General features: G+C 69.6%; 22 protein-coding genes. All 22 read left to right on the top strand.

Going from position 1 to position 22,238, the window contains the following annotated elements:
• Positions 1–31 precede the first annotated feature (31 nt).
• Positions 32–613, top strand: coding sequence for a bifunctional pyr operon transcriptional regulator/uracil phosphoribosyltransferase PyrR (pyrR, locus tag CAM01S_RS08100; protein ID WP_066519973.1), 582 nt, complete (start codon positions 32–34; stop codon positions 611–613).
• Complete coding sequence (locus tag CAM01S_RS08095; RefSeq protein ID WP_066519304.1) at positions 610–1,599, top strand: aspartate carbamoyltransferase catalytic subunit; 990 nt, start codon at positions 610–612, stop codon at positions 1,597–1,599. Before pyrR ends, CAM01S_RS08095 begins: the two co-directional genes overlap by 4 nt.
• Positions 1,596–2,981, top strand: a complete 1,386-nt coding sequence (locus CAM01S_RS08090; protein ID WP_066519302.1) for a dihydroorotase — start codon at positions 1,596–1,598, stop codon at positions 2,979–2,981. Before CAM01S_RS08095 ends, CAM01S_RS08090 begins: the two co-directional genes overlap by 4 nt.
• Complete coding sequence (locus CAM01S_RS08085; RefSeq protein ID WP_066519300.1) at positions 2,978–3,532, top strand: PH-like domain-containing protein; 555 nt, start codon at positions 2,978–2,980, stop codon at positions 3,530–3,532. Before CAM01S_RS08090 ends, CAM01S_RS08085 begins: the two co-directional genes overlap by 4 nt.
• Entirely contained in the window at positions 3,532–4,734 is a 1,203-nt protein-coding gene (carA, locus tag CAM01S_RS08080) for a glutamine-hydrolyzing carbamoyl-phosphate synthase small subunit (RefSeq protein WP_066519298.1), read from the top strand. The genes CAM01S_RS08085 and carA overlap by 1 nt, the downstream gene beginning before the upstream one ends.
• The gene (gene carB / locus CAM01S_RS08075) at positions 4,734–8,036 is read left to right on the top strand and encodes a carbamoyl-phosphate synthase large subunit (protein ID WP_066519292.1); all 3,303 of its coding nucleotides are present in this window, start codon (positions 4,734–4,736) and stop codon (positions 8,034–8,036) included. The genes carA and carB overlap by 1 nt, the downstream gene beginning before the upstream one ends.
• Positions 8,033–8,953, top strand: coding sequence for an orotidine-5'-phosphate decarboxylase (gene pyrF / locus CAM01S_RS08070; protein WP_306306286.1), 921 nt, complete (start codon positions 8,033–8,035; stop codon positions 8,951–8,953). Before carB ends, pyrF begins: the two co-directional genes overlap by 4 nt.
• A complete protein-coding gene (gmk, locus tag CAM01S_RS08065; protein WP_066519287.1) occupies positions 8,950–9,894 on the top strand; it encodes a guanylate kinase in 945 nt (314 codons plus the stop codon). Before pyrF ends, gmk begins: the two co-directional genes overlap by 4 nt.
• A 61-nt stretch (positions 9,895–9,955) precedes the next feature.
• On the top strand, positions 9,956–10,219 hold the full coding sequence (rpoZ, locus tag CAM01S_RS08060; protein ID WP_066519284.1) for a DNA-directed RNA polymerase subunit omega: 264 nt from the start codon (positions 9,956–9,958) through the stop codon (positions 10,217–10,219).
• A 4-nt stretch (positions 10,220–10,223) separates the two neighbouring features.
• On the top strand, positions 10,224–11,438 hold the full coding sequence (metK, locus tag CAM01S_RS08055) for a methionine adenosyltransferase (protein WP_066519275.1): 1,215 nt from the start codon (positions 10,224–10,226) through the stop codon (positions 11,436–11,438).
• Between the two features lie 11 nt (positions 11,439–11,449).
• Positions 11,450–13,414 carry a primosomal protein N' family DNA-binding protein gene (locus CAM01S_RS08050; protein ID WP_245631580.1) on the top strand — a complete coding sequence of 655 codons (1,965 nt, stop codon included), beginning with the start codon at positions 11,450–11,452 and terminating at the stop codon, positions 13,412–13,414.
• Between the two features lie 79 nt (positions 13,415–13,493).
• Complete coding sequence (gene fmt, locus CAM01S_RS08045) at positions 13,494–14,462, top strand: methionyl-tRNA formyltransferase (RefSeq protein ID WP_066519962.1); 969 nt, start codon at positions 13,494–13,496, stop codon at positions 14,460–14,462.
• Positions 14,459–15,895 (top strand): RsmB/NOP family class I SAM-dependent RNA methyltransferase, encoded by a 1,437-nt coding sequence (locus CAM01S_RS08040; protein WP_083527866.1) that lies wholly within the window; start codon positions 14,459–14,461, stop codon positions 15,893–15,895. Before fmt ends, CAM01S_RS08040 begins: the two co-directional genes overlap by 4 nt.
• Positions 15,892–16,557 (top strand): ribulose-phosphate 3-epimerase, encoded by a 666-nt coding sequence (rpe, locus tag CAM01S_RS08035; RefSeq protein ID WP_066519271.1) that lies wholly within the window; start codon positions 15,892–15,894, stop codon positions 16,555–16,557. Before CAM01S_RS08040 ends, rpe begins: the two co-directional genes overlap by 4 nt.
• 10 nt (positions 16,558–16,567) lie before the next feature.
• Entirely contained in the window at positions 16,568–16,831 is a 264-nt protein-coding gene (locus tag CAM01S_RS08030; RefSeq protein ID WP_066519957.1) for a phosphoribosyl-ATP diphosphatase, read from the top strand.
• 63 nt (positions 16,832–16,894) lie between these two features.
• On the top strand, positions 16,895–17,734 hold the full coding sequence (hisG, locus tag CAM01S_RS08025; protein WP_066519265.1) for an ATP phosphoribosyltransferase: 840 nt from the start codon (positions 16,895–16,897) through the stop codon (positions 17,732–17,734).
• A gap of 9 nt (positions 17,735–17,743) precedes the next feature.
• The gene (gene hisF / locus CAM01S_RS08020) at positions 17,744–18,505 is read left to right on the top strand and encodes an imidazole glycerol phosphate synthase subunit HisF (RefSeq protein WP_066519262.1); all 762 of its coding nucleotides are present in this window, start codon (positions 17,744–17,746) and stop codon (positions 18,503–18,505) included.
• 39 nt (positions 18,506–18,544) lie between these two features.
• Positions 18,545–18,922, top strand: coding sequence for a phosphoribosyl-AMP cyclohydrolase (gene hisI, locus CAM01S_RS08015; RefSeq protein ID WP_157071494.1), 378 nt, complete (start codon positions 18,545–18,547; stop codon positions 18,920–18,922).
• On the top strand, positions 18,919–20,493 hold the full coding sequence (locus CAM01S_RS08010; RefSeq protein WP_066519259.1) for an anthranilate synthase component I: 1,575 nt from the start codon (positions 18,919–18,921) through the stop codon (positions 20,491–20,493). The genes hisI and CAM01S_RS08010 overlap by 4 nt, the downstream gene beginning before the upstream one ends.
• On the top strand, positions 20,490–21,212 hold the full coding sequence (locus CAM01S_RS08005; protein ID WP_083527865.1) for a Trp biosynthesis-associated membrane protein: 723 nt from the start codon (positions 20,490–20,492) through the stop codon (positions 21,210–21,212). Before CAM01S_RS08010 ends, CAM01S_RS08005 begins: the two co-directional genes overlap by 4 nt.
• Positions 21,199–21,435 carry a DUF6704 family protein gene (locus tag CAM01S_RS08000; protein ID WP_066519252.1) on the top strand — a complete coding sequence of 79 codons (237 nt, stop codon included), beginning with the start codon at positions 21,199–21,201 and terminating at the stop codon, positions 21,433–21,435. The genes CAM01S_RS08005 and CAM01S_RS08000 overlap by 14 nt, the downstream gene beginning before the upstream one ends.
• A complete protein-coding gene (trpC, locus tag CAM01S_RS07995) occupies positions 21,401–22,222 on the top strand; it encodes an indole-3-glycerol phosphate synthase TrpC (RefSeq protein WP_066519250.1) in 822 nt (273 codons plus the stop codon). The genes CAM01S_RS08000 and trpC overlap by 35 nt, the downstream gene beginning before the upstream one ends.
• The last annotated feature ends 16 nt before the right edge of the window (positions 22,223–22,238 follow it).

Here is a 22,238-nt window from a genome sequence, read left to right as displayed (position 1 = left end):
GCCGTCCAGCGAGGCGGGGAAGGAGGTCGGTATGAGTCCGCGGACAGTGCTCGGACAAGCCGATATCTCGCGCGCCCTTCGGCGCATCGCTCATGAAATCGTCGAGGCCAATCACGGTGCCTCCGATGTCGTCCTGCTCGGCGTTCCGACGCGTGGCGTGACGCTCGCCGAGCGGATCGGACGGGTGCTCGCCGAGATCGAGCCGGGCTGGAGCGCCGAACCCGAGACGGCCGCCGACCGTGTCGGCGCGCTCGACGTCACGCTGCATCGCGACGATCTCGGGCGCGGCCTCGGGCGTGCCCCGCACCGGACCGTCATTCCGGCCGGCGGTATCGACGGCAAGGTCGTCGTGCTGGTCGACGACGTCCTCTTCTCCGGACGAACGGTCCGGGCGGCGCTCGACGCCATTCAGAACGTGGGTCGGCCGCGTGCTGTCCGCCTCGCCGTGCTCGTCGACCGCGGGCACCGTGAGCTCCCCATCCGTGCGGATCACGTCGGGAAGAACCTGCCGACTGCCGCGGATGAGCGGATCTCCCTCCACCTGGTCGAGACCGACGGCGCGGACGAAGTGATCATCGAAAGCGGCCGCGGCGAGCAGGGCGGACACCGATGACCCAGCACCTGCTCTCGACGAGCGACCTGAGCGCCGCGGACGCGCTCACGATCCTCGATGTCGCCGAGGAGATGTCGGACGTCACCACGCGGGAGGTCCGGAAGCTCCCGGCGCTCCGCGGCAAGACCGTCGTGAACCTGTTCTTCGAGGACTCCACGCGAACGCGCATCTCCTTCGAGGCTGCTGCGAAGCGGCTGTCGGCCGACGTCATCAACTTCCAGGCGAAAGGCTCGAGCGTCTCCAAGGGCGAGTCACTGAAGGACACGGTCCAGACGCTCGGCGCCATGGGCGTCGACGGGGTGGTCATCCGCCATCCAGCATCTGGCGCGCCACGCGTGCTCGCGGACAGCGGATGGATCGATGCCGCCGTCGTGAATGCGGGCGACGGCACGCACGAGCATCCGACGCAGGCCCTCCTCGACGCGTTCACGATCCGGCGTCGTCTGCACGGCGCCGCGTCGCGCGGCTCCTGGCTCGACGGCGTTCGTGTGCTCATCGTGGGTGACGTTCTGCACAGCCGCGTCGCGCGGAGCAACGCCTGGTTGCTGCGGACGCTCGGGGCGTCTGTGACGTTCGTCGCGCCTCCGACGCTGCTGCCGTCGGTCGACGCGCCGTTCGGCGCAGTGGTTGAGCACGACCTCGATCGCGCGATCGCTGGGCGCCCCGACGTCGTGATGATGCTCCGCATCCAACAGGAGCGCATGCACGACGCTTTCTTCCCGAACCCGCGTGAATACAACCGGCACTACGGGCTGACCGCGGAGCGTCTCGCGCAGCTGGACGAGCGCGCACTCGTGATGCATCCGGGTCCGATGAACCGGGGCCTGGAGATCGCGTCCGTCGCAGCGGACGACCATCGCTCGACCGTGATCGAGCAGGTCGCGAACGGCGTGTCGGTTCGCATGGCGGTGCTCTACCTCGCGCTGACCGGAGGCTGGAGCGATCGTGGTGACGACACCGAACCCCGACAGGAGGCCCTCGCATGACCGGCTATCTCATCGCAGGCGCGACGCTCCCGGACGGGACGCGCGCTGACCTCAAGCTGGAGGGCAGGGTCATCACCGCGGTCGGTGTCGGCCTCGACCAGGGTGGCGCCGAGCGGGTCGATGCCGACGGTCTTCTCGCGCTGCCGGGGCTCGTCGACCTGCACACACATCTTCGGGAGCCGGGCTTCGAAGCATCGGAAACCGTGCTCACGGGCACGCAGGCCGCGGCGGCGGGCGGGTACACCGCGGTCTTCGCGATGGCGAACTCCTCGCCGGTGGCCGATACCGCGGGCGTCGTGGAGCAGGTGCAGGCACTGGGGGACCGCGCCGGGTATGCGACCGTGCGGCCGATCGGTGCGGTGTCGCAGGGTCTTCGCGGCGAGCAGCTCTCCGAGATCGGCGCGATGGCGACGTCGCGTGCGCGGGTGACCGTCTTCTCGGATGACGGATTCTGCGTCGCCGATCCACTGCTCATGCGGCGCGCGCTGGAATACATCAAGGGCTTCGGCGGCGTGCTCGCGCAGCACGCTCAAGAGCCGCGCCTCACGGTCGGCGCTCAGATGAACGAGGGTCGGCTCTCCGCCGAGCTCGGGCTCGCGGGGTGGCCGGCGGTCGCGGAGGAGTCGATCATCGCCCGTGATGTCCTCCTCGCCGACCACGTCGGCGCACGGCTCCACGTCTGCCACGTATCGACCGCGGGCAGCGTCGACGTCATCAGGTGGGCGAAGGCCCGCGGTATCGCCGTGACGGCAGAGGTCACGCCGCATCACCTCCTGCTCACCGAGGAGCTCATCGCCGGGAGCACGGACGCGCCTGGCTATGACGCACGCTTCAAGGTGAATCCGCCGCTGCGCCGCCGGGAGGACGTGGAAGCGCTCCGAGCAGCGCTGGCAGACGGAACGATCGACATCGTGGCGACGGATCACGCGCCGCACCCCGCCGAGGCGAAGGAGTGTGAGTGGCCGGCGGCGGCGAACGGCATGGTCGGTCTGGAGTCCGCACTCCGTGTCGTGCACGCGTCCGTCGTCGCCGACGGTCGGCTCGACTGGGCGGACGTGGCACGGGTCATGTCGGCCGCCCCTGCGCGCATCGGACGACTCGCGGGCCACGGTCAGCCGATCGCGGTCGGCGCGCCGGCAGAGCTGACCCTGTACGACCCGAGCACGCGAGACACCGCATTCGACACCGGGGATCTCGCTGGTCGCTCGAGGAACTCCCCGTACCTCGGCATGGCATTGGCGGGTCGGGTCGTCGCGACCTTCCACGGCGGCGCGCCGACGGTGCTCGACGGTGTGCTCCAGGACCCGGAGCGGGTGGCGGAGGCGGGACGCGCCTCCCACCAGCAGGGTGACAGCGACATCGTCGCGGGAGCGGGCGCATGAGGTTCGTCTGGGCCGGCCTGTTTTTGGTCCTGACGATCGCGCTGTTCGTGGCGCTGGCCCGGACATGGCGCGCGCGGACGCGTCGGCAGGCAGCGCTGGTGCCCCCGATGCCGGTTCCCACCACCATCGGGCCGGTCCTCAGCGCTTTCGACGGGTTCGTGGTCGCGACGACGTTCGCCGACGCTCCGCTCGAGCGCGTGAGCGCCGGGGGTCTCGGTTTCCGTGCGCGCGGTGGATTCCGGACGCACCGGGAGGGCGTGGTGCTCGTGATCGCGGGCGTCGCGGATCGCTTCATCCCGATGCCATATCTGCGTGGAGCGGATCGCGCGAACGTCGCGATCGACCGTGTCGTCGAACCCGGGGGGCTGGTGCGTCTGCGATGGACGGCGACCGGCGCCGCCGGAGCGACGGACCTCGACACCTACTTCCGATTCCCGCAGGGGGACGCCGCAGCGATGGCGGCCCTCCGGGAGCTTCTCGGCGACACGGACGCCGAACCGACGACCAGCCCGGACCGGCAGCACACGCCGGGTGAAGGAGAGCAGCAGTGATGACACGTGAACGGGCCGTTCTGGTCCTCGAGGACGGCACGCGGTACGAGGGGTGGGCGTACGGCGCACGAGGGCGAACGCTCGGCGAAGTGGTGTTCGCGACCGGCATGACCGGCTACCAGGAGACGCTGACCGACCCGTCGTACGCCGGTCAGATCGTCGTGCAGACCGCACCGCACATCGGTAACACCGGCGTGAACGACGAGGACCCGGAGTCCCGCCGGATCTGGGTCGCCGGATATGTCGTGCGCGACCCGAGCCGCATGGTCTCGAACTGGCGGGCGACCGCGCCGCTCGACGAGCATCTCGTGCGCGACGGCGTGGTGGGGATCTCCGGGATCGACACACGCGCGCTCACCCGGCGCATCCGCGATGTCGGCGCGATGAAGGGCGGCATCTTCAGCGGTCCCGATGCGGGCCTCGACGACGCTGCGCAGCTGCAGATGGTCAGAGAGCAGGACGGGATGGCCGGAAAGAACCTGTCCGCCGCAGTTTCGACGACAGACGAATACGTGCTGGAGGCCGAAGGCGAGCTCGTCGGCCGTCTGGCAGTGCTCGACCTCGGGGTCAAGCTCTCGACGCTGCGCTACCTGGCCGCGCGGGGCTTCGAGGTGCATGTGCTTCCGCAGGACGTGTCCATCGAGCGGATCCGCGAGCTCGACCCGCTCGCGCTGTTCTATTCGAACGGCCCGGGAGATCCCTCCGCATCCGACGCACAGGTCGAGCTCCTCCGTGAGAACCTGCGTGACGGCCGGCCGTTCTTCGGTATCTGCTTCGGCAACCAGCTCCTCGGCCGCGCGCTCGGATTCGGCACGTACAAGCTGCCGTTCGGCCACCGCGGGATCAACCAGCCGGTGTTCGACACGCTCACAGGCACCGTCGAGATCACGAGCCAGAACCACGGGTTCGCGGTCGACGCGCCGATCGGCGACGTGGTCGAGTCACCACTCGGCTTCGGCCGCGTGGAGGTCTCGCACTTCTCGCTGAACGACAACGTCGTGGAGGGGCTCCGAGCGCTTGACGTTCCGGCCTTCAGCGTCCAGTACCATCCGGAGGCCGCGGCCGGTCCGCACGATTCCATGTACCTGTTCGATCGATTCCGGGACATGGTCGTCGCCCGACGCGACGGCATCCCGCTCGACGCGGCGACCGCCGCCGCGACCACTCCCGCAGCCGACACGACCACCGGAAGCAGCAACTGATGCCAAAGCGCGACGACATCTCCTCCGTCCTCGTCATCGGGTCCGGCCCGATCGTCATCGGCCAGGCCGCCGAGTTCGACTACTCCGGCACGCAGGCGTGTCGGGTGCTCCGGGCTGAGGGCGTGCGGGTCATCCTCGTGAACCCGAACCCGGCGACGATCATGACGGACCCCGACTTCGCCGACGCCACCTACATCGAGCCGATCACCACCCCGTCGCTCGAGGAGATCATCCGCATCGAACGTCCTGACGCGGTCCTCCCGACGCTCGGCGGTCAGACCGCCCTGAACGCGGCGATCGCCCTCGACAAGGCCGGCATCCTCGAGAAGTACGGTGTCGAGTTGATCGGCGCGAAGGTCGACGCGATCCAGCGCGGCGAGGACCGGCAACTGTTCAAGCAGCTGGTCATCGAGTCCGGGGCGGACGTGGCGCGCAGCCACATCGCCCACACGCTGGACGAGGCGAAGGAGTTCGCGAAGGATCTCGGCTATCCGCTCGTGATCCGCCCGTCGTTCACCATGGGCGGGCTCGGCTCCGGCTTCGCCTACACCGAGGCGGAGCTGGTGCGCATGGTCGGCGATGGCCTCCACTCCTCGCCGACCTCGGAGGTCCTGCTCGAAGAGTCCATCCTCGGCTGGAAAGAGTACGAGCTCGAGCTGATGCGCGACAACGCCGACAACACGGTCGTGGTCTGCTCGATCGAGAACGTCGACCCGGTCGGAGTCCACACCGGCGACTCGATCACCGTTGCTCCCGCGCTGACGCTCACGGATCGCGAGTACCAGCACATGCGCGACATCGGCATCGACATCATCCGTCGGGTCGGCGTCGACACCGGCGGCTGCAACATCCAGTTCGCCATCGACCCGTCGAACGGGCGGATCATCGTCATCGAGATGAACCCGCGTGTCTCCCGGTCCAGCGCGCTCGCCTCGAAGGCGACAGGCTTCCCGATCGCGAAAATCGCCGCGAAGCTCGCGATCGGGTACCGGCTGGACGAGATCCCGAACGACATCACGCGGAAGACGCCCGCGAGCTTCGAGCCGACGCTCGACTACATCGTCGTGAAGACCCCCCGCTTCGCATTCGAGAAGTTCCCGGCAGCGGACTCGACGCTCACCACGACGATGAAGAGCGTCGGCGAGGCGATGGCGATCGGGCGGAACTACACGCAGGCGCTGCAGAAGTCGCTCCGCAGCCTGGAGAAGCGCGGGTCGAGCTTCCACTGGGACACCCCGGCCGATCAGCTCGACAAGGAGGCGCTCGTCGCCCTGGCCGCACGGCCGACGGACGGCCGCATGGTCACCGTGCAGCAGGCCCTGTTCGCAGGCGCGACGGTCGCGGAGATGTTCGCGTCGACGGGCATCGACCCCTGGTTCCTCGACCAGATCGCGCTCATCAACGAGGTTGCCGCCGAGGTGCGGAACGCGGAGACGCTCGACGCCGACCTCCTGCGCTGGTCGAAGGACCACGGGTTCAGCGATGCGCAGCTTGCTGCCCTCCGGCGAAGCCGGGGCGGCACGGAGGCCGGAGTCACCGAGTCGGACATTCGCACCCTCCGTCACGGGTTCGGGATTCGTCCCGTGTTCAAGACCGTGGACACGTGCGCCGGTGAATTCCCCGCGCTCACGCCGTACCACTACTCGTCGTACGACACCGAGACCGAGGTCGCCGCGAGCGACCGCCGGAAGGTGATGATCCTCGGGTCCGGGCCGAACCGGATCGGCCAGGGTGTCGAGTTCGACTACTCGTGCGTCCACGCATCGTTCGCGCTCGCGGACGCGGGCTTCGAGACGATCATGATCAACTGCAACCCGGAGACGGTGTCCACCGACTACGACACCTCGGACCGTCTGTACTTCGAGCCGCTCACCACGGAGGACGTGCTCGAGGTGATCCATGCCGAGTCGCGATCGGGAGAGGTCGTCGGCGTCATCGTGCAGCTCGGCGGTCAGACCGCCCTCGGACTCGCGAAGCCGCTGGAGGCAGCTGGCGTGCCGATCCTCGGGACGAGCCCGGCCGCGATCGATCTCGCCGAGGAGCGCGGTCTGTTCGCCGGCATCCTTGAGGACGCCGGTATCCTGGCGCCGCGGAACGGCACGGCGCACGACCTGTCGAGCGCGTCCGCCGTTGCCGAGGAGATCGGGTATCCGGTGCTCGTGCGTCCGTCGTACGTGCTCGGCGGCCGCGGCATGGAGATCGTGTACGACTCGGCTGCGATGGCGGACTACTTCGATCGCATCGCCGATCAGGCGATCATCGGCCCGGAGCAGCCGCTCCTCGTGGACCGGTTCCTGGACGACGCCGTCGAGATCGACGTCGACGCCCTGTACGACGGTGACCGCCTCTACATCGGCGGCGTGATGGAGCACATCGAGGAGGCCGGCATCCATTCCGGCGACTCATCGTGCACGCTTCCTCCGGTCGGTCTCGGGCGCTCGGAGATCGACGCCGTCGTCGCGGCGACGGAGCAGATCGCCGCGGGTGTCGGCGTGCGCGGGCTGCTCAACGTGCAGTTCGCGATCGCAGCGGGCGTGCTCTACGTGCTCGAGGCGAACCCGCGGGCGAGCCGCACCGTTCCGTTCGTGTCGAAGGCGCTGGGGATCCCGCTGGCGAAGGCTGCGAGCCGCATCATGGTCGGCGCGTCGATCGCCGACCTCATCGAGGAGGGCCTGCTGCCGGCACGTGACGGCGCGGTCGTTCCGATGGAGGCCCCGGTCGCGGTGAAGGAAGCGGTCCTGCCCTTCCGTCGCTTCCGGACTGTGGACGGCGAGGTCGTCGACAGCGTTCTCAGCCCCGAGATGCGATCCACCGGCGAGGTCATGGGCATCGACCGCGACTTCCCGCGTGCCTTCCTGAAGAGCCAGGACGCTGCGTACGGCGGCCTCCCGACGTCGGGCACGGTATTTGTGAGCGTCGCGGACACGGACAAGCGCGCGATCGTCCTTCCCGTCCATCGCCTCGCGCAGCTCGGCTTCACGATCATCGCCACGGAGGGCACCGCCGAGGTGCTTCGCCGGAACGGCATCGCCGTGTCGGTCGTCGGAAAGTACAGCGAGGGTGGCGAGAGCGTCGTCGACCTGCTCGCGCAGAACGCCGTGGACATCGTGATCAACACGCCGTCCGGAGCTGCCGGACGCGCGGACGGGTACGAGATCCGTGCGGCGACCGTCGCGGCCGACAAGCCGCTCTTCACCACGATCGCGCAACTCGGCGCGGCGGTGGCGGCGATCGAGACGATCGGCACCCCGCACACGGTGCGGAGCCTGCAGGACTACGCACTCGAACGAGCGTCGTGGTGACCGACGCCGTCGGCGATGCAACACCTGCGCGCGCATCGTTCGGCGCGCGGCTCGCTGAGGCGATGCGGCGTCGATCCCCACTCTGCGTGGGGATCGACCCGCACCCGTCCATTCTCGAGGCATGGGGGCTGCGGGCCGATCGCGACGGTCTGGAGGCGTTCGGTCGCCTCCTCGTCGACGCTGCAGCCGGTCGCGCCGCCGTCGTGAAGCCGCAGGTGGCGTTCTTCGAACGCGCCGGCGCTGCTGGATTCGAGGCGCTCGCCCGGATCATCGATCACGCGCACGCGTCGGGTCTCCTCGTCATCGCGGACGCGAAGCGGGGCGACATCGGCACGACCGCGGCCGCGTACGCCGACGCGTGGCTGAATCCCGCCGGCGCGTTCCACGCCGACGCGGTGACGCTGTCGCCGTATCTCGGGTTCGGATCCCTTGCCGGTTCGATCGACGCTGCGCGCGAATGGGGGAGCGGCGTGTTCGTGCTCGCCGCGACGAGTAACCCCGAGGGTCGCCCGGTGCAGACAGCGATTGCTGCGACATCGGAGGTTCCGGGTCGGACCGTCGCGGCCGGTATCGTTGCTCAGGTGGCGGCGGCGAACACGATCGAACTGGACAGCGGGGCCGACGCGGCCACTGGTCAGCCCGGGGCGAGTGCGCTGGGTTCGATCGGCCTGGTGCTCGGTGCCACCCTCGCCCTCGACGAGTACGGACTCGATCTCGATACGCTCGGCCCGACCCCGGTGCTCGCACCCGGGTTTGGAGCGCAGGGAGCGCGCATCGAGGCGTTGCGCCTCCGGTTCGGCGGCGCCGCGGGTCGGGTGCTCGTGAGCGAGTCGCGCGGCATCACCGATGCCGGACCGTCGAGTCTCGGCGCGGCGGTGCAGGACCGCGTGGAGCGGATCGCGGCGGCGCTCGGATGACGACCACGGGGGACCATCAGCCGACGGCAGGGCCTGCGGCGCGTCGTGGGGCGCCCCCGGAGGTCGACCGGGCTGCGGCCGCCCGAGCCGCTGTGGCGGCGCGCCGGGCACGAGCGACGGTGAAGTCCGCGGTAGCCGACGGTCGACGAACGCCGCTCGCGGTCGCGCAGGCCGCGTGGCGAACGCCCGCAGATGCGACGAACCACGCGGAGCGCAGCCTGCGTGTGCGCGATCTGCTGACGAGTATCCCGGGCATCGGGCCCGCACGAGCAGACGCGGTGATGGGTGAGCTTCGGATCGCACGATCGAAGCGTCTCGGCGGGGTGGGCGCTCGGCAGCGGTCTGCGTTGGCCGATTGGCTCGCGGCGCGGTCCGGGGCCAGGCGGAGGCAATCCCGTCTCGTGGTGCTCGCCGGTCCGACAGCCGTCGGGAAAGGCACCGTGAGCGCCTACATCCGCGATCACCACCCCGAGGTGATGCTCAGCGTGTCGGCCACAACACGGGCGCCCCGACCGGGCGAGGTCGATGGCGTCCACTACTACTTCGTCTCCGATGCCGAGTTCGACCGGATGATTCGGGAGCGCGAACTCCTCGAGTGGGCGACCGTGCACAACTCATACCGCTACGGGACCCCGCGTCCACCGATCGATCGCGCCCTCGACCAGGGCAAGCAGGTCATGCTCGAGATCGATCTGCAGGGGGCCCGGCAGGTTCGCACGGCGATGCCCGACGCGCTTCTGGTGTTCCTCCTCCCGCCGTCGTGGGACGAACTCGTCCGCCGACTCATCGGTCGTGGCACCGAGGACGCACCGGAGCAGCAGCGGCGCCTCGAAACGGCGAAGGTCGAACTCGCCGCGCAGGACGAATTCGACGTCAAGGTGGTGAACTCGGATGTCGCGACCGCCGCGGGCGAGGTCGTAGACTTGTTCACCGCGCCGTGAAACGGCGCCCCACGACCACCGCGTGACGCGTGTTCGCTGCGCGCGACTGTAAGGAGACCCCATGGCCGACCGTTCCCAGGGCATCATCGACCCGCCCATCGACGACCTCCTCGCCAAGGTGGAGTCCAAGTACGCCCTCGTGATCTTCGCATCGAAGCGCGCTCGGCAGATCAACGACTACTACGCCGATCTGCACGAGGGGTCCCTGTTCGACAACGTCGGCCCGCTCGTCGACTCGACGATCGATGACAAGCCGCTCACCGTGGCGCTGCACGAGATCAACGAGGACAAGCTCGTTCTGACGCCGCGTACGCCGACCGTCTGAACCGGTGAGCACACCAGCGCTTCGCCTGTTCACCTCGGAATCGGTGACGGAAGGCCACCCCGACAAGATCTGCGATCAGATCTCCGACCGTATTCTCGACGCGCTGCTCGAAGCCGACCCGCTGAGCCGAGTCGCGGTCGAGACGCTCGTCACGACGGGCCTCGTGCATGTCGCGGGAGAGGTCACGACGTCCGGCTACGTCGACATCCCGACGATCGTGCGCGACGTCATCACGTCCATCGGCTACAACTCGTCCGAGGTCTCGTTCGATGGCCGGACCTGCGGTGTCGAGGTCTCGATCGGCGCGCAATCGCCCGATATCGCTCAGGGCGTCGACGACGCGCTCGAGTCCCGATCGGGTCATGCGCTCGATCCGCTCGATCGGCAGGGCGCCGGCGATCAGGGCATCATGTTCGGGTACGCCACGAACGAGACACCCGAGTACATGCCGGTGTCGATCTGGCTCGCGCACCGGCTCGCGGAGCGGCTCGCCGAGGTCCGGAAGACCGGGCTCCTGACCTATCTCCGCCCAGACGGCAAGACGCAGGTCACCGTGGGCTACGACGGCACCGTGCCGCGCACTGTCGAGACCGTCGTGCTCTCGACGCAGCACGCACCGACCGTGACCCTCGAGCAGCTCACCGCAGACATCGAGACGCACGTGATCCGTCCCGTCCTCGATCTCGTCGCGCTCGACGCATCGCACGTGAACATCATCGTGAATCCGACCGGTCGCTTCGAGATCGGCGGTCCGCAGGGTGACGCAGGGCTGACCGGCCGGAAGGTGATCGTCGACACCTATGGGGGCGCCTCCCGACACGGTGGCGGCGCCTTCAGTGGGAAAGACCCGTCCAAGGTGGACCGCTCCGCCGCCTACGCGATGCGGTGGGTGGCGAAGAACGCCGTCGCCGCGGGGCTCGCTGACCGACTCGAGGTGCAGGTCGCGTACGCGATCGGTCGCGCTGCTCCCGTCGGCCTGTACGTCGAGTCGTTCGGCACCGGACACGTCGACGACGAGACGATCACGCGAGCGATCACCGAGGTCTTCGACCTTCGCCCTGCAGCGATCATCCGCGACCTCGACCTGCTGCAACCGAAGTACGCGCAGACCGCGACCTATGGACACTTCGGCCGCGAGCTTCCCGGGTTCACGTGGGAGTCGCTCGACCGGGTCGACGCGCTCCGTCAGGCTGCAGGGCTCGTCTCCGCGACCGTCTGAGCGGTGCTGCCGTGTCCGCCCGGGTAGCGCGGGTCGTTCTCGACTCGCCCCTCCCGCAGCTCGATCGTCTGTTCGACTATCGGGTTCCGGACGAGTTCGTCGCGGACTGCGCTCCGGGCGTACGGGTTCGCGTGCCGTTGCGGACGGGGAATCGGATCGCTGATGGGTTCGTCATCGAACTGGTCGACGAGGCGTCGTTCCCGGGCGACCTCAGTCCGATTGAAGCGGTCGTATCGCCGGTGTCGGTCCTTGCTCCGGAGGTGTGGGCGCTCGCGCGAGCGGTGGCAGACCGCTCAGCCGGTGTCGCGAGCGACGTGCTGCGCCTCGCGGTCCCGCCGCGCCAGGTCCGTGTTGAGCGAGCATTCCTCGCTCGCGATACCGGAGTGGAGCCGCCGCTGCCACGCGCGCCGACGATCAGCGGCTATGGGTCGGGCCTCGATACGGTGATCGCCAGCGGCGGTCGCGCCGCCGTCGCGCCGATCCCGCATCCTGTGGCGCTGCCGGATGACGCCGGTTGGGTTCCCGGTTGGAGCCGCACCATGGCGGAGGCCGCGGCCGTGACGGTCGCCGGCGGCCGCACCGCGATTCTGGCGGTTCCCGACTTCCGGGATGTTGCGGCCGTCGAACGCGCGGTCCTGCAGTTCGTCGGTGCGGACCGCGTTGTGCGGTTCGACGCGAAGCAGACGAACGGGCAGCGCGCGAAGGCGCTGCTCATCGCTCGGACGCGGGCGGTCGTCGTCGTCGGCAGCCGGTCGGCGCTCTATGCGCCCGCGGCGTCGCTCGGACTCATCGCGATGTGGGACGACGGGGATCCGTCATTCGCCGAGCAGCGAGCGCCATATGCGCACGGCCGGGATGTCGCGCTCGTTCGGACCGCACAGACCGGTGCGAGCCTCCTGCTCTTTGCGCACGCTCGGAGTACGGACGCCGAGCGCCTCGTCGAGATGGGGTGGATGATCGATCTCCGCCCGGACCGCCCGCGCGCGCCGGCGGTCATCCCGACGGCGACGCAGACCGCGGCGGAAGGCTACGCCGCACGCGCTCGGATCCCGAGCACCGCGTGGCAGGCCGCGCGCGCAGCGAGCGCGGACGGACCGGTTCTCGTGCAGGTCGCCAGTCCGGGATTCGCCACGGGCGTCGTCTGCTCGACCTGCGGACACCGCGCGTCGTGCGCGCGGTGCGGCGGTCCGCTCCGGACGCGCACCCGATCCGCCATCCCGCAGTGCCGATTCTGCGGCGCACTGGCCGTCGGGTTCCAGTGCCCCGAATGCGGTGGCACCCGACTCACCGTGGTCGGGAACGGCGCGGAGCGGACGGCCGATGAACTCGGGCGCGCGTTCCCTGGGACCCGCATCATCGTCGCGGATGGCGAGCGCCCGGTCGAAGTCGTGCCGGACCGGCCGTCGATCGTCGTCGCAACCCGCGGCGCGGAGCCGTTCGTGGACGGCGGGTACGGCTGTGTGCTGCTGCTCGACGGTGATCGAATGCTCGCGCGCGAAGGGCTGCGCGTGCAGGAGGACGTGCTCCGAATCTGGTCGAACGCTGTCGCGCTCGCTCGACCTGGAGCGCAGACGTTCCTCGTCGGGGTCGCGGGTCCCCTCGCAACGGCGATGGCGACGTGGCGGCTCGATACGCCAGCCCGCGATGAGTTGACTGATCGTCGTGCCCTGCTCTTTCCGCCGGCGGTGCGAGTCGCGACGCTCACCGGCACCGATGCAGCGGTGACCGCCGCGATCGAAGCACTCGGCGATGCCGCGGTGGGGCCCGTCCTCGGGCCGGTTCCCGCCGACGGGGACGCCGGTGCCGTCCGCGCAATCGTCCGGTTTCCATATGCGCACGGGCCCGAGGTCGCAGCGACCCTCAAGGCCGAGGTGATCCGGCGCTCATCCACACGACGAGTCGTGAACGGCGGAGCGCGTCGGCGAGCGGCCCCTACACTCAGGGTGCGGCTCGACGACATCGAACCGTTCCTGTGATTCGTTCTCACGAACCGAGCCCGGCCGGGTGCTCGATGCGGGGAGCGGCACCGATCCACGTTCCCGTCCGGAAGGACTCATGCGCCTCATCGTCGCCGGTTCGCCCAATGCTGCGGTCCCCACGCTCCGACGCCTCGCCGAGCAGCATGAGGTTGTCGCGGTGCTGACGCGACCGCCGACCCCGCACGGGCGGAAACGCGTCCTGACGCCGACGCCGGTCGCGGACGTCGCGCGCGAGCTCGAGATCCCGCTGATCGAGGCGCAGCGCGTCGACGCGGACGTGGTCGCACGACTCCGGGACCTCGACGCCGACCTCGGCGTCATCGTGGCGTACGGCGCGCTGCTCCGCCGAGCCGCGCTCGATGCGCCGCGCCAGGGCTGGATCAACCTGCATTTCTCGGCGTTGCCCGAGTGGCGCGGCGCGGCCCCGGTCCAGCGGGCCGTGATGGCGGGTGCGTCAGCAACGGCTGCCACGGTGTTCCAGCTCGTCGAGGAGCTTGACGCCGGGCCGATCTTCGCCGCCGAACCATTCGCGATTCCGGCCGATGCCACGTCAGGTACGGTGCTCGCCGCAATGAGCGCGTCGGGTGCCGACCTCGTCGCCCGTGTCGTCGACGCGATCGCGGACGGGACCGCCACGGCGTCACCGCAGGTTGGTGAACCCACGTACGCGCCGAAACTCACCATCGAGGATGGCCGGATCGAGTTCGACCGCGCGGCGTCGGCGGTGTTCGCGCAGATCCGCGGGGTCACCCCGGAGCCGGGAGCGTGGACCATGCTGGGTTCTGCGCGTCTCAAGGTGTTGGAAGCCTCCCGGGCTGTCGCGCCCGCCGACGCCGACCGCGACACCGACGCTGACCGCGACACCGACGCCGATGGTGAGCCGCTCAAGCCTGGTGCGCTCCGACTGCAGGGGCGCCGTCTGCTTGTCGGCACCGCGACCGGTCCGCTGGTCCTTGGACGCGTGCAACCCGCGGGCAAGGCGGCGATGGACGCCGACGCGTGGGCGCGCGGACTGGGCTCGCTCGAGGGTCGAGTGTTGGCATGAGCGCACCGAGCCCTCGGCGCATCGCGTATGACGTCCTCCGCGCGGTGCAGGTGGATGACGCCTACGCGAATCTCCTGCTGCCGGTTCGAATCCGACGTGCGGCGCTCAGTCGGCGGGACGCCGGGTTCGCGACCGAACTCGCCTACGGCGCCATCCGCATGCTTGGGCGCTGGGATCGGATCATCGCCGCGGCATCCGGACGCAAGTCCGAACTCATCGAGGCCGATGTCCTCGACGTGCTCCGCATCGGCACACATCAACTGCTCGCGATGCGCGTCCCGACGCACGCGGCAGTGTCCGAGTCGGTCGACCTGGCGCGGGAGGTCGGTCTGCGTCGCGCTGCCGGCTTCGTGAACGCGGTGCTCCGCAAAGTGGCCGCACGCTCCGACGCCGAGTGGGACTCGGTGATCCTGACCGGGCTGTACGGCTCGGAACGCCTCGCGGCCCGCTGGTCGCACCCGGTGTGGGTCGTCGATGCGCTCCGCGCCTCGTTGCGCGCCGCCGACGCCGATGAGGAACTGGAGGCGCTGCTCGCCGCCGACGACGCGCCTCCAGCCCTCCAACTGGTCGCCCTGCCGGGTCGCGCCGATCCGTCGTCGCTGCGAAACGATGTGTCCTCGGACACCTTCGACGACGCGGTGTCCCCCGTCGGGGTGCGCGGAGCGAGCGGTGATCCCGCGCGCATCGGTGCCGTGTCGGCCGGCGCGGCGCGGGTACAGGATGAAGGCTCGCAGCTCGCGGCACTCGCGCTCACACGCACCGTGCCGGTGCGCGCCGGGGAACGCTGGCTCGACATGTGCGCCGGCCCTGGCGGGAAGGCCGCGCTCCTCGCCGCGGAGGCGCAACTCGGCGGCGCCGTGCTGGTCGCGAACGAACTCGTGCCGGCTCGGGCAGGGCTCGTCCGCCAAGCACTCGACGGTTTCCCGCAGGTCGACGTCGTGGAAGGCGATGCGCGACGCTTCGGCACCGGCGAGGCAGACCGCGGCGCATTCGACCGGATCCTGCTCGACGCGCCCTGCACCGGCCTCGGCGCGCTCCGCCGCCGACCGGAGGCGCGCTGGCGGAAGACCCCTGATGACGTGCCTGAGCTCGTCGCCCTCCAGCGATCGTTGCTCGACGCAGCGGTGCATGCGCTCGCTCCGGGCGGCCTCCTGGCCTACGTGACGTGCTCGCCGCTCTTGGCTGAGACGCGCGACCAGGTCGCTGGGCTGCTCGCGCGGCACGGTACCGTGCTCGAACAGCTCGACGTGACCACGGCGCTCCGCTCGATCGCCCTCCGGGATCCGCAGAGCGGCCCGGGCCCCGCAGCCCAGCTCTGGCCGCACCGGATCGGCACCGATGCGATGTTCGTGGCGCTGTTTCGTCGCGTCGGCACCGCGGGTGTCCCGACAGCGTTCGGCTCCGCAGCCGGCGCGGATAGTGTCGACGCGTGACGATCCGCATCTCGCCGAGCATCCTGTCCGCCGACTTCGCGAACCTGGAACAGGAGTTGCACCGCATCGACTCCGCCGACATGGTGCACGTCGACGTCATGGACAACCATTTCGTCCCGAACCTGACGCTCGGGTTGCCGGTCGTGGAACGGCTCCAGGCGGTGAGCCCGATCCCGCTGGATGTCCACCTCATGCTCACCGACGCAGATCGCAATGCGCCTGCATACGCGGAGCTCGGCGTGTCGAGCGTCACCTTTCACGTGGAGGCGGCGGCTGACCCCGTTGCGACCGCCGCTGCGATCCGATCCAACGGCGCGCGAGCCGCGGTGGCGGTGAAGCCCGCAACCGCCATCGATCTGGTCCTGGAGCATCTGGACGCCTTCGACATGATCCTCGTGATGACGGTCGAGCCGGGTTTCGGCGGTCAGGCGTTCATGGCGAACACGATGCCGAAGCTGGCTCGGGCTCGGGAGGCGGTACGGGCCTCCGGACTGGACATCTGGTTGGAAGTCGACGGCGGGATCGCGCTCGACACGGTCGAGACCGCGGTGACCAACGGCGCGGACGTGCTCGTCGCGGGGTCAGCGGTCTTCGGCGGTGACCCGGCCGAGCGCATTGCTGGGCTCCGCAGCGCGGCGCAACGCGCGCTCGACGGCCGGTAGCCTGGTCGATGTGAAGACGTTCGACGAGCTGTTCGCGGAGCTCTCCGAGAAAGCGCGACTCCGTCCGGCGGGGTCGTCGACGGTCGCCGAGCTCGACGCCGGCGTGCATCAGATCGGCAAGAAGATCGTCGAAGAGGCGGCCGAGGTCTGGATGGCCGCCGAGTACGAGGGCGATGACCGGACCGCGGAAGAGGTCTCCCAGCTCCTCTATCACCTGCAGGTTCTGCTCATCGCGAAGGGAATCTCACCCGCGGACGTGTGGCGACATCTGTGATCGCCTCGGTCGCGCCGCGGCCGCCGGTTCCGGTTCGTTCCCCTTCGCAGAAAGCAGATTCTGATGCTCCGCATCGCCGTCCCCAACAAGGGGTCGCTGTCCGACACCGCCAGTGAGATGCTGCGGGAGGCCGGGTACACCGGTCGCCGCGATCCGAAGACCCTGCACGTGCTCGACGAGCGCAACGATGTCGAGTTCTTCTACCTGCGCCCGCGCGACATCGCGACGTATGTCGGCTCCGGTGCCCTCGATGTCGGCATCACGGGTCGCGACCTGCTCCTCGACTCCGGCTCCGCCGCGCGGGAGATCCGCGCCCTCGGGTTCGGCGACTCCACGTTCCGGTTCGCGGGTCCGCCCGGGCGGTTCGACGGCCTCGGTGCCCTCGCTGGCGTTCGACTGGCGACGAGCTACCCCGGCCTGGTCGGCGCATTCCTCGCCGAGCGCGGCGTCGAAGCCCAGCTGGTCCGGCTTGACGGCGCGGTCGAGAGCGCAGTGCGCCTCGGTGTTGCCGACGCGGTCGCGGACGTCGTCTCGACGGGCAGCACGCTACGCGCCGCGGGCCTGCAGATCTTCGGACCCGTCATTCTCGAGTCGACGGCGGTTCTCATCGCGGCGAATGAGAGCATCGCCGGCATCGACGTCCTGCAGCGGCGCCTCCAGGGCGTGCTTGTTGCGCGCGGCTACGTGATGCTCGATTACGACATCCCGACCGAGCTGCTCGAAGCGGCGACGGCGATCGCGGGCGGTATCGAGTCGCCGACGGTGTCACCGCTCCATGGCCGCGACTGGTCGGCCGTCCGGGTGATGATCCCGCGGGCGGACACGAATCTCATCATGGACGCGCTGTACGACCTCGGCGCTCGCGCGATCCTGGTCAGCTCGATCCACGCTGCACGGCTCTAGGCGATCCTGATGAGTGTCGCCATCCGGGTCATCCCGTGTCTCGACGTCAGTGCCGGCCGTGTCGTCAAAGGCGTCAACTTCCTCGACCTCCAGGATGCCGGCGACCCGGTCGAGCTCGCCGCGCGATATGCGGAGCAGGGCGCCGACGAGGTCACGTTCCTGGACGTCTCAGCGACCGTCGAAGGACGCTCGACGATGAACGACACGGTGGTGCGCGCCGCGGAGCAGATATTCGTCCCGCTCACCGTCGGCGGTGGCGTCCGGTCCGTCGATGACGTGGCCCGCCTGCAGCAGTGCGGAGCGGACAAGGTCGGTGTCAACAGCGCGGCAATCGCACGCCCGTCGCTCGTCTCCGAGATCGCTGATCGTTTCGGCGCACAGGCTGTCGTGCTGTCCCTCGACATCAAGCGGAGCCCGCGCACCGCGTCGGGATTCGTGGTCACCACGCACGGCGGACGTACCGAGACCGATCTCGACGCCATCGTCTGGGCGCAGGAGGCCACGGAGCGCGGCGCGGGAGAGCTGCTCGTCAATTCCATCGACGCCGACGGTACGAAGAACGGGTTCGACCTCGAGCTCGTCGCCGCGATCCGTGCCGTCGCGCACGTCCCCGTCATCGCATCGGGAGGCGCTGGTCGCCTCGAGCATTTCGCGCCTGCTGTCGACGCGGGCGCCGATGCCGTCTTGGCCGCGAGTGTGTTCCACCGCGGCGAGCTATCGGTCGGGGCCGTGAAGGCGGCGCTCCGCTCCGCGGGCCACGCCGTACGCTAGGGGAACGACATGGGCGAGGCAATGAGCGGCGACACAGCGATGAGCGGGACGGACGAGGCGCTCGCGCGAGCGCGTTTCGGTGCGGACGGTCTGCTCCCGGCAATCGTGCAGGAGGTCGGGTCAAAGGACGTTCTCATGCTCGGCTACATGGATCGGGAGGCGTTGCGCCGGACCCTCACAGAGGGGCGAGTGACCTTCTGGTCGCGTTCTCGCCGCGAGTACTGGCGGAAGGGCGACACATCGGGCCACGCGCAGTTCGTCCGCGGGGCTGCGTTCGATTGCGACGCCGACACGCTGCTCGTCACCGTCGAGCAGGTCGGGGCTGCATGCCATACGGGCGCGCACCGGTGCTTCGACGTCGATCCACTGGAGCCCGTCCTCGGGACGGCGCCCGCGACGAACGGAGATCGAGCATGAGCCCGGCGGCCACGACCACGCGGCGTCCGATCCCGGATGGGCCGCACACGACGTCTCGTGACGAGTTCGAGGATCTGTTGCTCGGCCATCGCGTCGTGCCCGTCGTTCGCGCGCTTTTTGCCGACAGTGAGACTCCTGTCGGCGTGTATCGGAAGCTCGCGGACGGTCGTGCTGGCAGCTTCCTGCTCGAATCGGCCGGGCAGGGCGGCCTGTGGTCGCGGTGGTCATTCATCGGCGTTCGGAGCTTCGGGATCCTGACACAGACGGGCGAGCGCGCCGATTGGATCGACACCGGCCTTCCGGCAGAGCGGGCGGTCGGCTCGCTCGACGGTGCGCCGCTCGACGTGCTCGCTCGGCTGCACGAGCGCTGGGCCACCCCGCGCATTCCGGGCATGCCCCCGCTCGTCGGCGGCACCGTGGGGTTCATCGGCTGGGACACGGTCCGTCAGCTCGAGCGGCTTCCGAACGCGCCGGCGGCTGACTTCGATGTGCCGGGACAGGCGATGGCCTTCGTCTCCGAGCTGGCCGCGATGGACCATCAGACCGGCATGGTGCTGCTCGTCGCGAGCGTCCTCGCCGATCCGGAGGCGACCGAGCACGACGGATCCGACGCGATGTGGGCGGACGCCCAGCGTCGGCTGGATCGAATGCAGGCAGATCTCGTCGTGCCCAGCATCGCCACCGTCGCAGAAGCGTTCGACGTCGTCGAGCCGCAGCCCACCCCGCGCTCGACGCCGAACGAGTACAAGGCGGCGATCGAGCGGAGCAAGCAGTTCATTCGCGACGGCGATGTGTTCCAGGTGGTCATCTCGCAGCGCTTCGACCATCCGGCGACCGCGCCGGCCATCGACGTCTATCGCGTGCTCCGGACGCTGAACCCCAGCCCGTACATGTATTTTCTGTCGCTCGTCGACACCGGTGGTGCGCCCTACTGGATCGTGGGCGCATCGCCAGAGGCGCTTGTGCGCGTGCAGGACGGTCGTGCCATGTCACACCCGATCGCGGGATCGCGACCGCGCGGCGCGACCCCCGAAGAAGATGTCCGGCTCGCGGACGAACTGCTCCGCGACCCGAAGGAACGGGCCGAGCATCTGATGCTCGTCGACCTCGCGCGGAACGATCTGCAACGGGTGTGCCTTCCCGGATCGGTCTCGGTGACCGAGTTCATGACCGTTGAGCGATTCAGCCACATCATGCACCTCGTTTCCAGCGTGGAGGGGACCGTACGCCCCGATCGGTCCGCGCTCGACGTGTTCCGATCGACGTTCCCGGCGGGCACGCTGTCCGGCGCTCCGAAGCCGAGAGCGCTCGAGATCATCGACGCGCTCGAGCCGGCTCGCCGCGGCGTGTACGGGGGCGTCGTGGGCTATTTCGATTTCGCTGGCTCGGCGGATGTGGCGATCGCGATCCGGACCGCATTGATCCAGGACGGCGTGGCCAGAGTGCAGGCCGGGGCCGGTCTCGTTGCGGACTCGGATCCCGACACCGAGCACGTGGAGGCGCAGAACAAGGCTGCTGCACCGCTCCGCGCTGTCGCAACGGCGAACGCGATGCGGCGGGTGTCCCGATGAAGCGCACGTCACGCCCGATGGTGATCCTCGCCGGGCTCGTCGTGGCCGGACTCGTCATGCTGTCTTGGACGCAGACGTGGTTCACGGTCCGGCTGCATGCGACGAGCGCGGTCGTCACCCATGTGCAGGCATCCGGTTCAGTGGCCGTGTCGTCGTACACGGCGCTCGCGCTCGCAAGCCTCGCGCTCTTCCTTGCACTCACCATCGCCGGACGCGTTGTTCGGATCGTGCTCGCGGTCATCCAGCTCGCGCTGGGCATTGCGATCGTGGTCCAGGGGATCGCGGCCGTTGCCGATCCGATCCGCGCGTCAGCGTCTGCAGTGACCGCGGTCACCGGCGTCACCGACATCACCGGGATCCGGAACCTCGTCGGTGGGTACTCGGTTGCGATCTGGCCGTGGGTCGGGATCGTGGGCGGGGTGCTGGCTGCCGCGCTCGGCATCGTCGTTCTCGTCGTCCAGCGACGCTGGCCGGGCCCGAGCCGGAAGTACGGGGCGCAGGCGGCCCCAGCGGCCGCAACACCGAGTGCGGCGCGCGATGCTGTCGCCGACTGGGATGAACTGAGCTCCGGCATCGATCCCACATCCGAGACAGCCCCGACCGGCGTCGAGCTGGCTGCGGCGCGTGCCGAGGCGAGTCGGTCGCACCGGGTAGGCTTGACCGCGCGCCAGGAACGATCGAGCGCAACGGACGACAAGGAGCACCGTGAGCAACACTGAGCCCGGAGAACTCGGCGAAGGCCACTCGCCCGCCGCATGGACCGCCGTCGCGATCATGCTGCTGGCGTTCATCATCGGGACCATCTGCTTCTGGTTCAGCATCGCCTGGGCCGTGTGGGCGTCGTTCGGTCTGCTCATCGTCGGCCTCATCGTCGGCGCCGTGATGGCCCGGGCCGGCTACGGGGTCAATGGCCCGAAGTACGTCCCGCGCTCCCACGAGTAGCCCCGTGGAGAACGTCCTCGCAGAGCTCGTCGCCGGGGCGCTCTCGGATGCAGCGTCGCGACGCGCTCAGACCCCACTCGCGGATCTCGAACGGAAGCTCGACCAGGTCACTCCGCCGCTCGATGCGCTGGACCTACTCCAGCCGCGGGACCACGTGCACATCATCGCCGAGGTGAAGCGAGCGAGCCCCTCCCGGGGCTCGATGGCGACGATCGCGGACCCAGCGTCGCTCGCCGCGGACTACGAGCGCGGGGGCGCCTCGGTGATCAGCGTCCTCACCGAGGGGCGCCGGTTCCTCGGCTCGCTGGCCGACCTGACGGCTGTGAAAGAGCGCGTGACTCTGCCGGTCCTGCGCAAGGACTTCATAGCGGATCCGTACCAGGTGATCGAGGCACGTGCAGCCGGAGCGGACGTGATCCTGTTGATCGTGGCCGCGCTCGAGCAGTCCGCGCTGATCGCCCTGCACCAGCTCGCCGAGCAGCTTGGGATGCGCGTGCTGGTGGAGGCCCACGATGCGACGGAGGTCGCGCGTGGCGTCGACGCCGGCGCGCGGATCCTCGGTATCAACGCCCGCGACCTCCGCGACTTCAGTCTCGACCGCGACCGATTCGGCGCCCTGGTCGACCGAATCCCTGACGGCGTCGTCCGTGTCGCCGAGTCCGCAGTCGCGGGGCCCGCTGATGTCCGGCACTACCGGGACGCCGGCGCCGACGCTGTCCTCGTGGGCGAGGCGCTCGTCACCGGTTCCGACCCTGCGACCACACTGGCGTCGTTCATCGACGCATGACGCACTGCGCCAGCGC

This window comes from Curtobacterium ammoniigenes NBRC 101786 (assembly GCF_001571045.1).
In the GTDB taxonomy this organism is placed as follows: domain Bacteria; phylum Actinomycetota; class Actinomycetes; order Actinomycetales; family Microbacteriaceae; genus Curtobacterium; species Curtobacterium ammoniigenes.
This window is presented reverse-complemented; position numbering and strand designations above follow the sequence as displayed.

Coding starts and splice junctions, on each gene's coding strand:
- pyrR (WP_066519973.1), top strand. CDS start 32: ATGAGTCCGCGGACAGTGCTCGGACAAGCCGATATCTCGCGCGCCCTT.
- CAM01S_RS08095 (WP_066519304.1), top strand. CDS start 610: ATGACCCAGCACCTGCTCTCGACGAGCGACCTGAGCGCCGCGGACGCG.
- CAM01S_RS08090 (WP_066519302.1), top strand. CDS start 1,596: ATGACCGGCTATCTCATCGCAGGCGCGACGCTCCCGGACGGGACGCGC.
- CAM01S_RS08085 (WP_066519300.1), top strand. CDS start 2,978: ATGAGGTTCGTCTGGGCCGGCCTGTTTTTGGTCCTGACGATCGCGCTG.
- carA (WP_066519298.1), top strand. CDS start 3,532: ATGACACGTGAACGGGCCGTTCTGGTCCTCGAGGACGGCACGCGGTAC.
- carB (WP_066519292.1), top strand. CDS start 4,734: ATGCCAAAGCGCGACGACATCTCCTCCGTCCTCGTCATCGGGTCCGGC.
- gmk (WP_066519287.1), top strand. CDS start 8,950: ATGACGACCACGGGGGACCATCAGCCGACGGCAGGGCCTGCGGCGCGT.
- rpoZ (WP_066519284.1), top strand. CDS start 9,956: ATGGCCGACCGTTCCCAGGGCATCATCGACCCGCCCATCGACGACCTC.
- fmt (WP_066519962.1), top strand. CDS start 13,494: ATGCGCCTCATCGTCGCCGGTTCGCCCAATGCTGCGGTCCCCACGCTC.
- CAM01S_RS08040 (WP_083527866.1), top strand. CDS start 14,459: ATGAGCGCACCGAGCCCTCGGCGCATCGCGTATGACGTCCTCCGCGCG.
- hisG (WP_066519265.1), top strand. CDS start 16,895: ATGCTCCGCATCGCCGTCCCCAACAAGGGGTCGCTGTCCGACACCGCC.
- hisF (WP_066519262.1), top strand. CDS start 17,744: ATGAGTGTCGCCATCCGGGTCATCCCGTGTCTCGACGTCAGTGCCGGC.
- hisI (WP_157071494.1), top strand. CDS start 18,545: ATGAGCGGGACGGACGAGGCGCTCGCGCGAGCGCGTTTCGGTGCGGAC.
- CAM01S_RS08010 (WP_066519259.1), top strand. CDS start 18,919: ATGAGCCCGGCGGCCACGACCACGCGGCGTCCGATCCCGGATGGGCCG.
- CAM01S_RS08005 (WP_083527865.1), top strand. CDS start 20,490: ATGAAGCGCACGTCACGCCCGATGGTGATCCTCGCCGGGCTCGTCGTG.
- trpC (WP_066519250.1), top strand. CDS start 21,401: ATGGCCCGAAGTACGTCCCGCGCTCCCACGAGTAGCCCCGTGGAGAAC.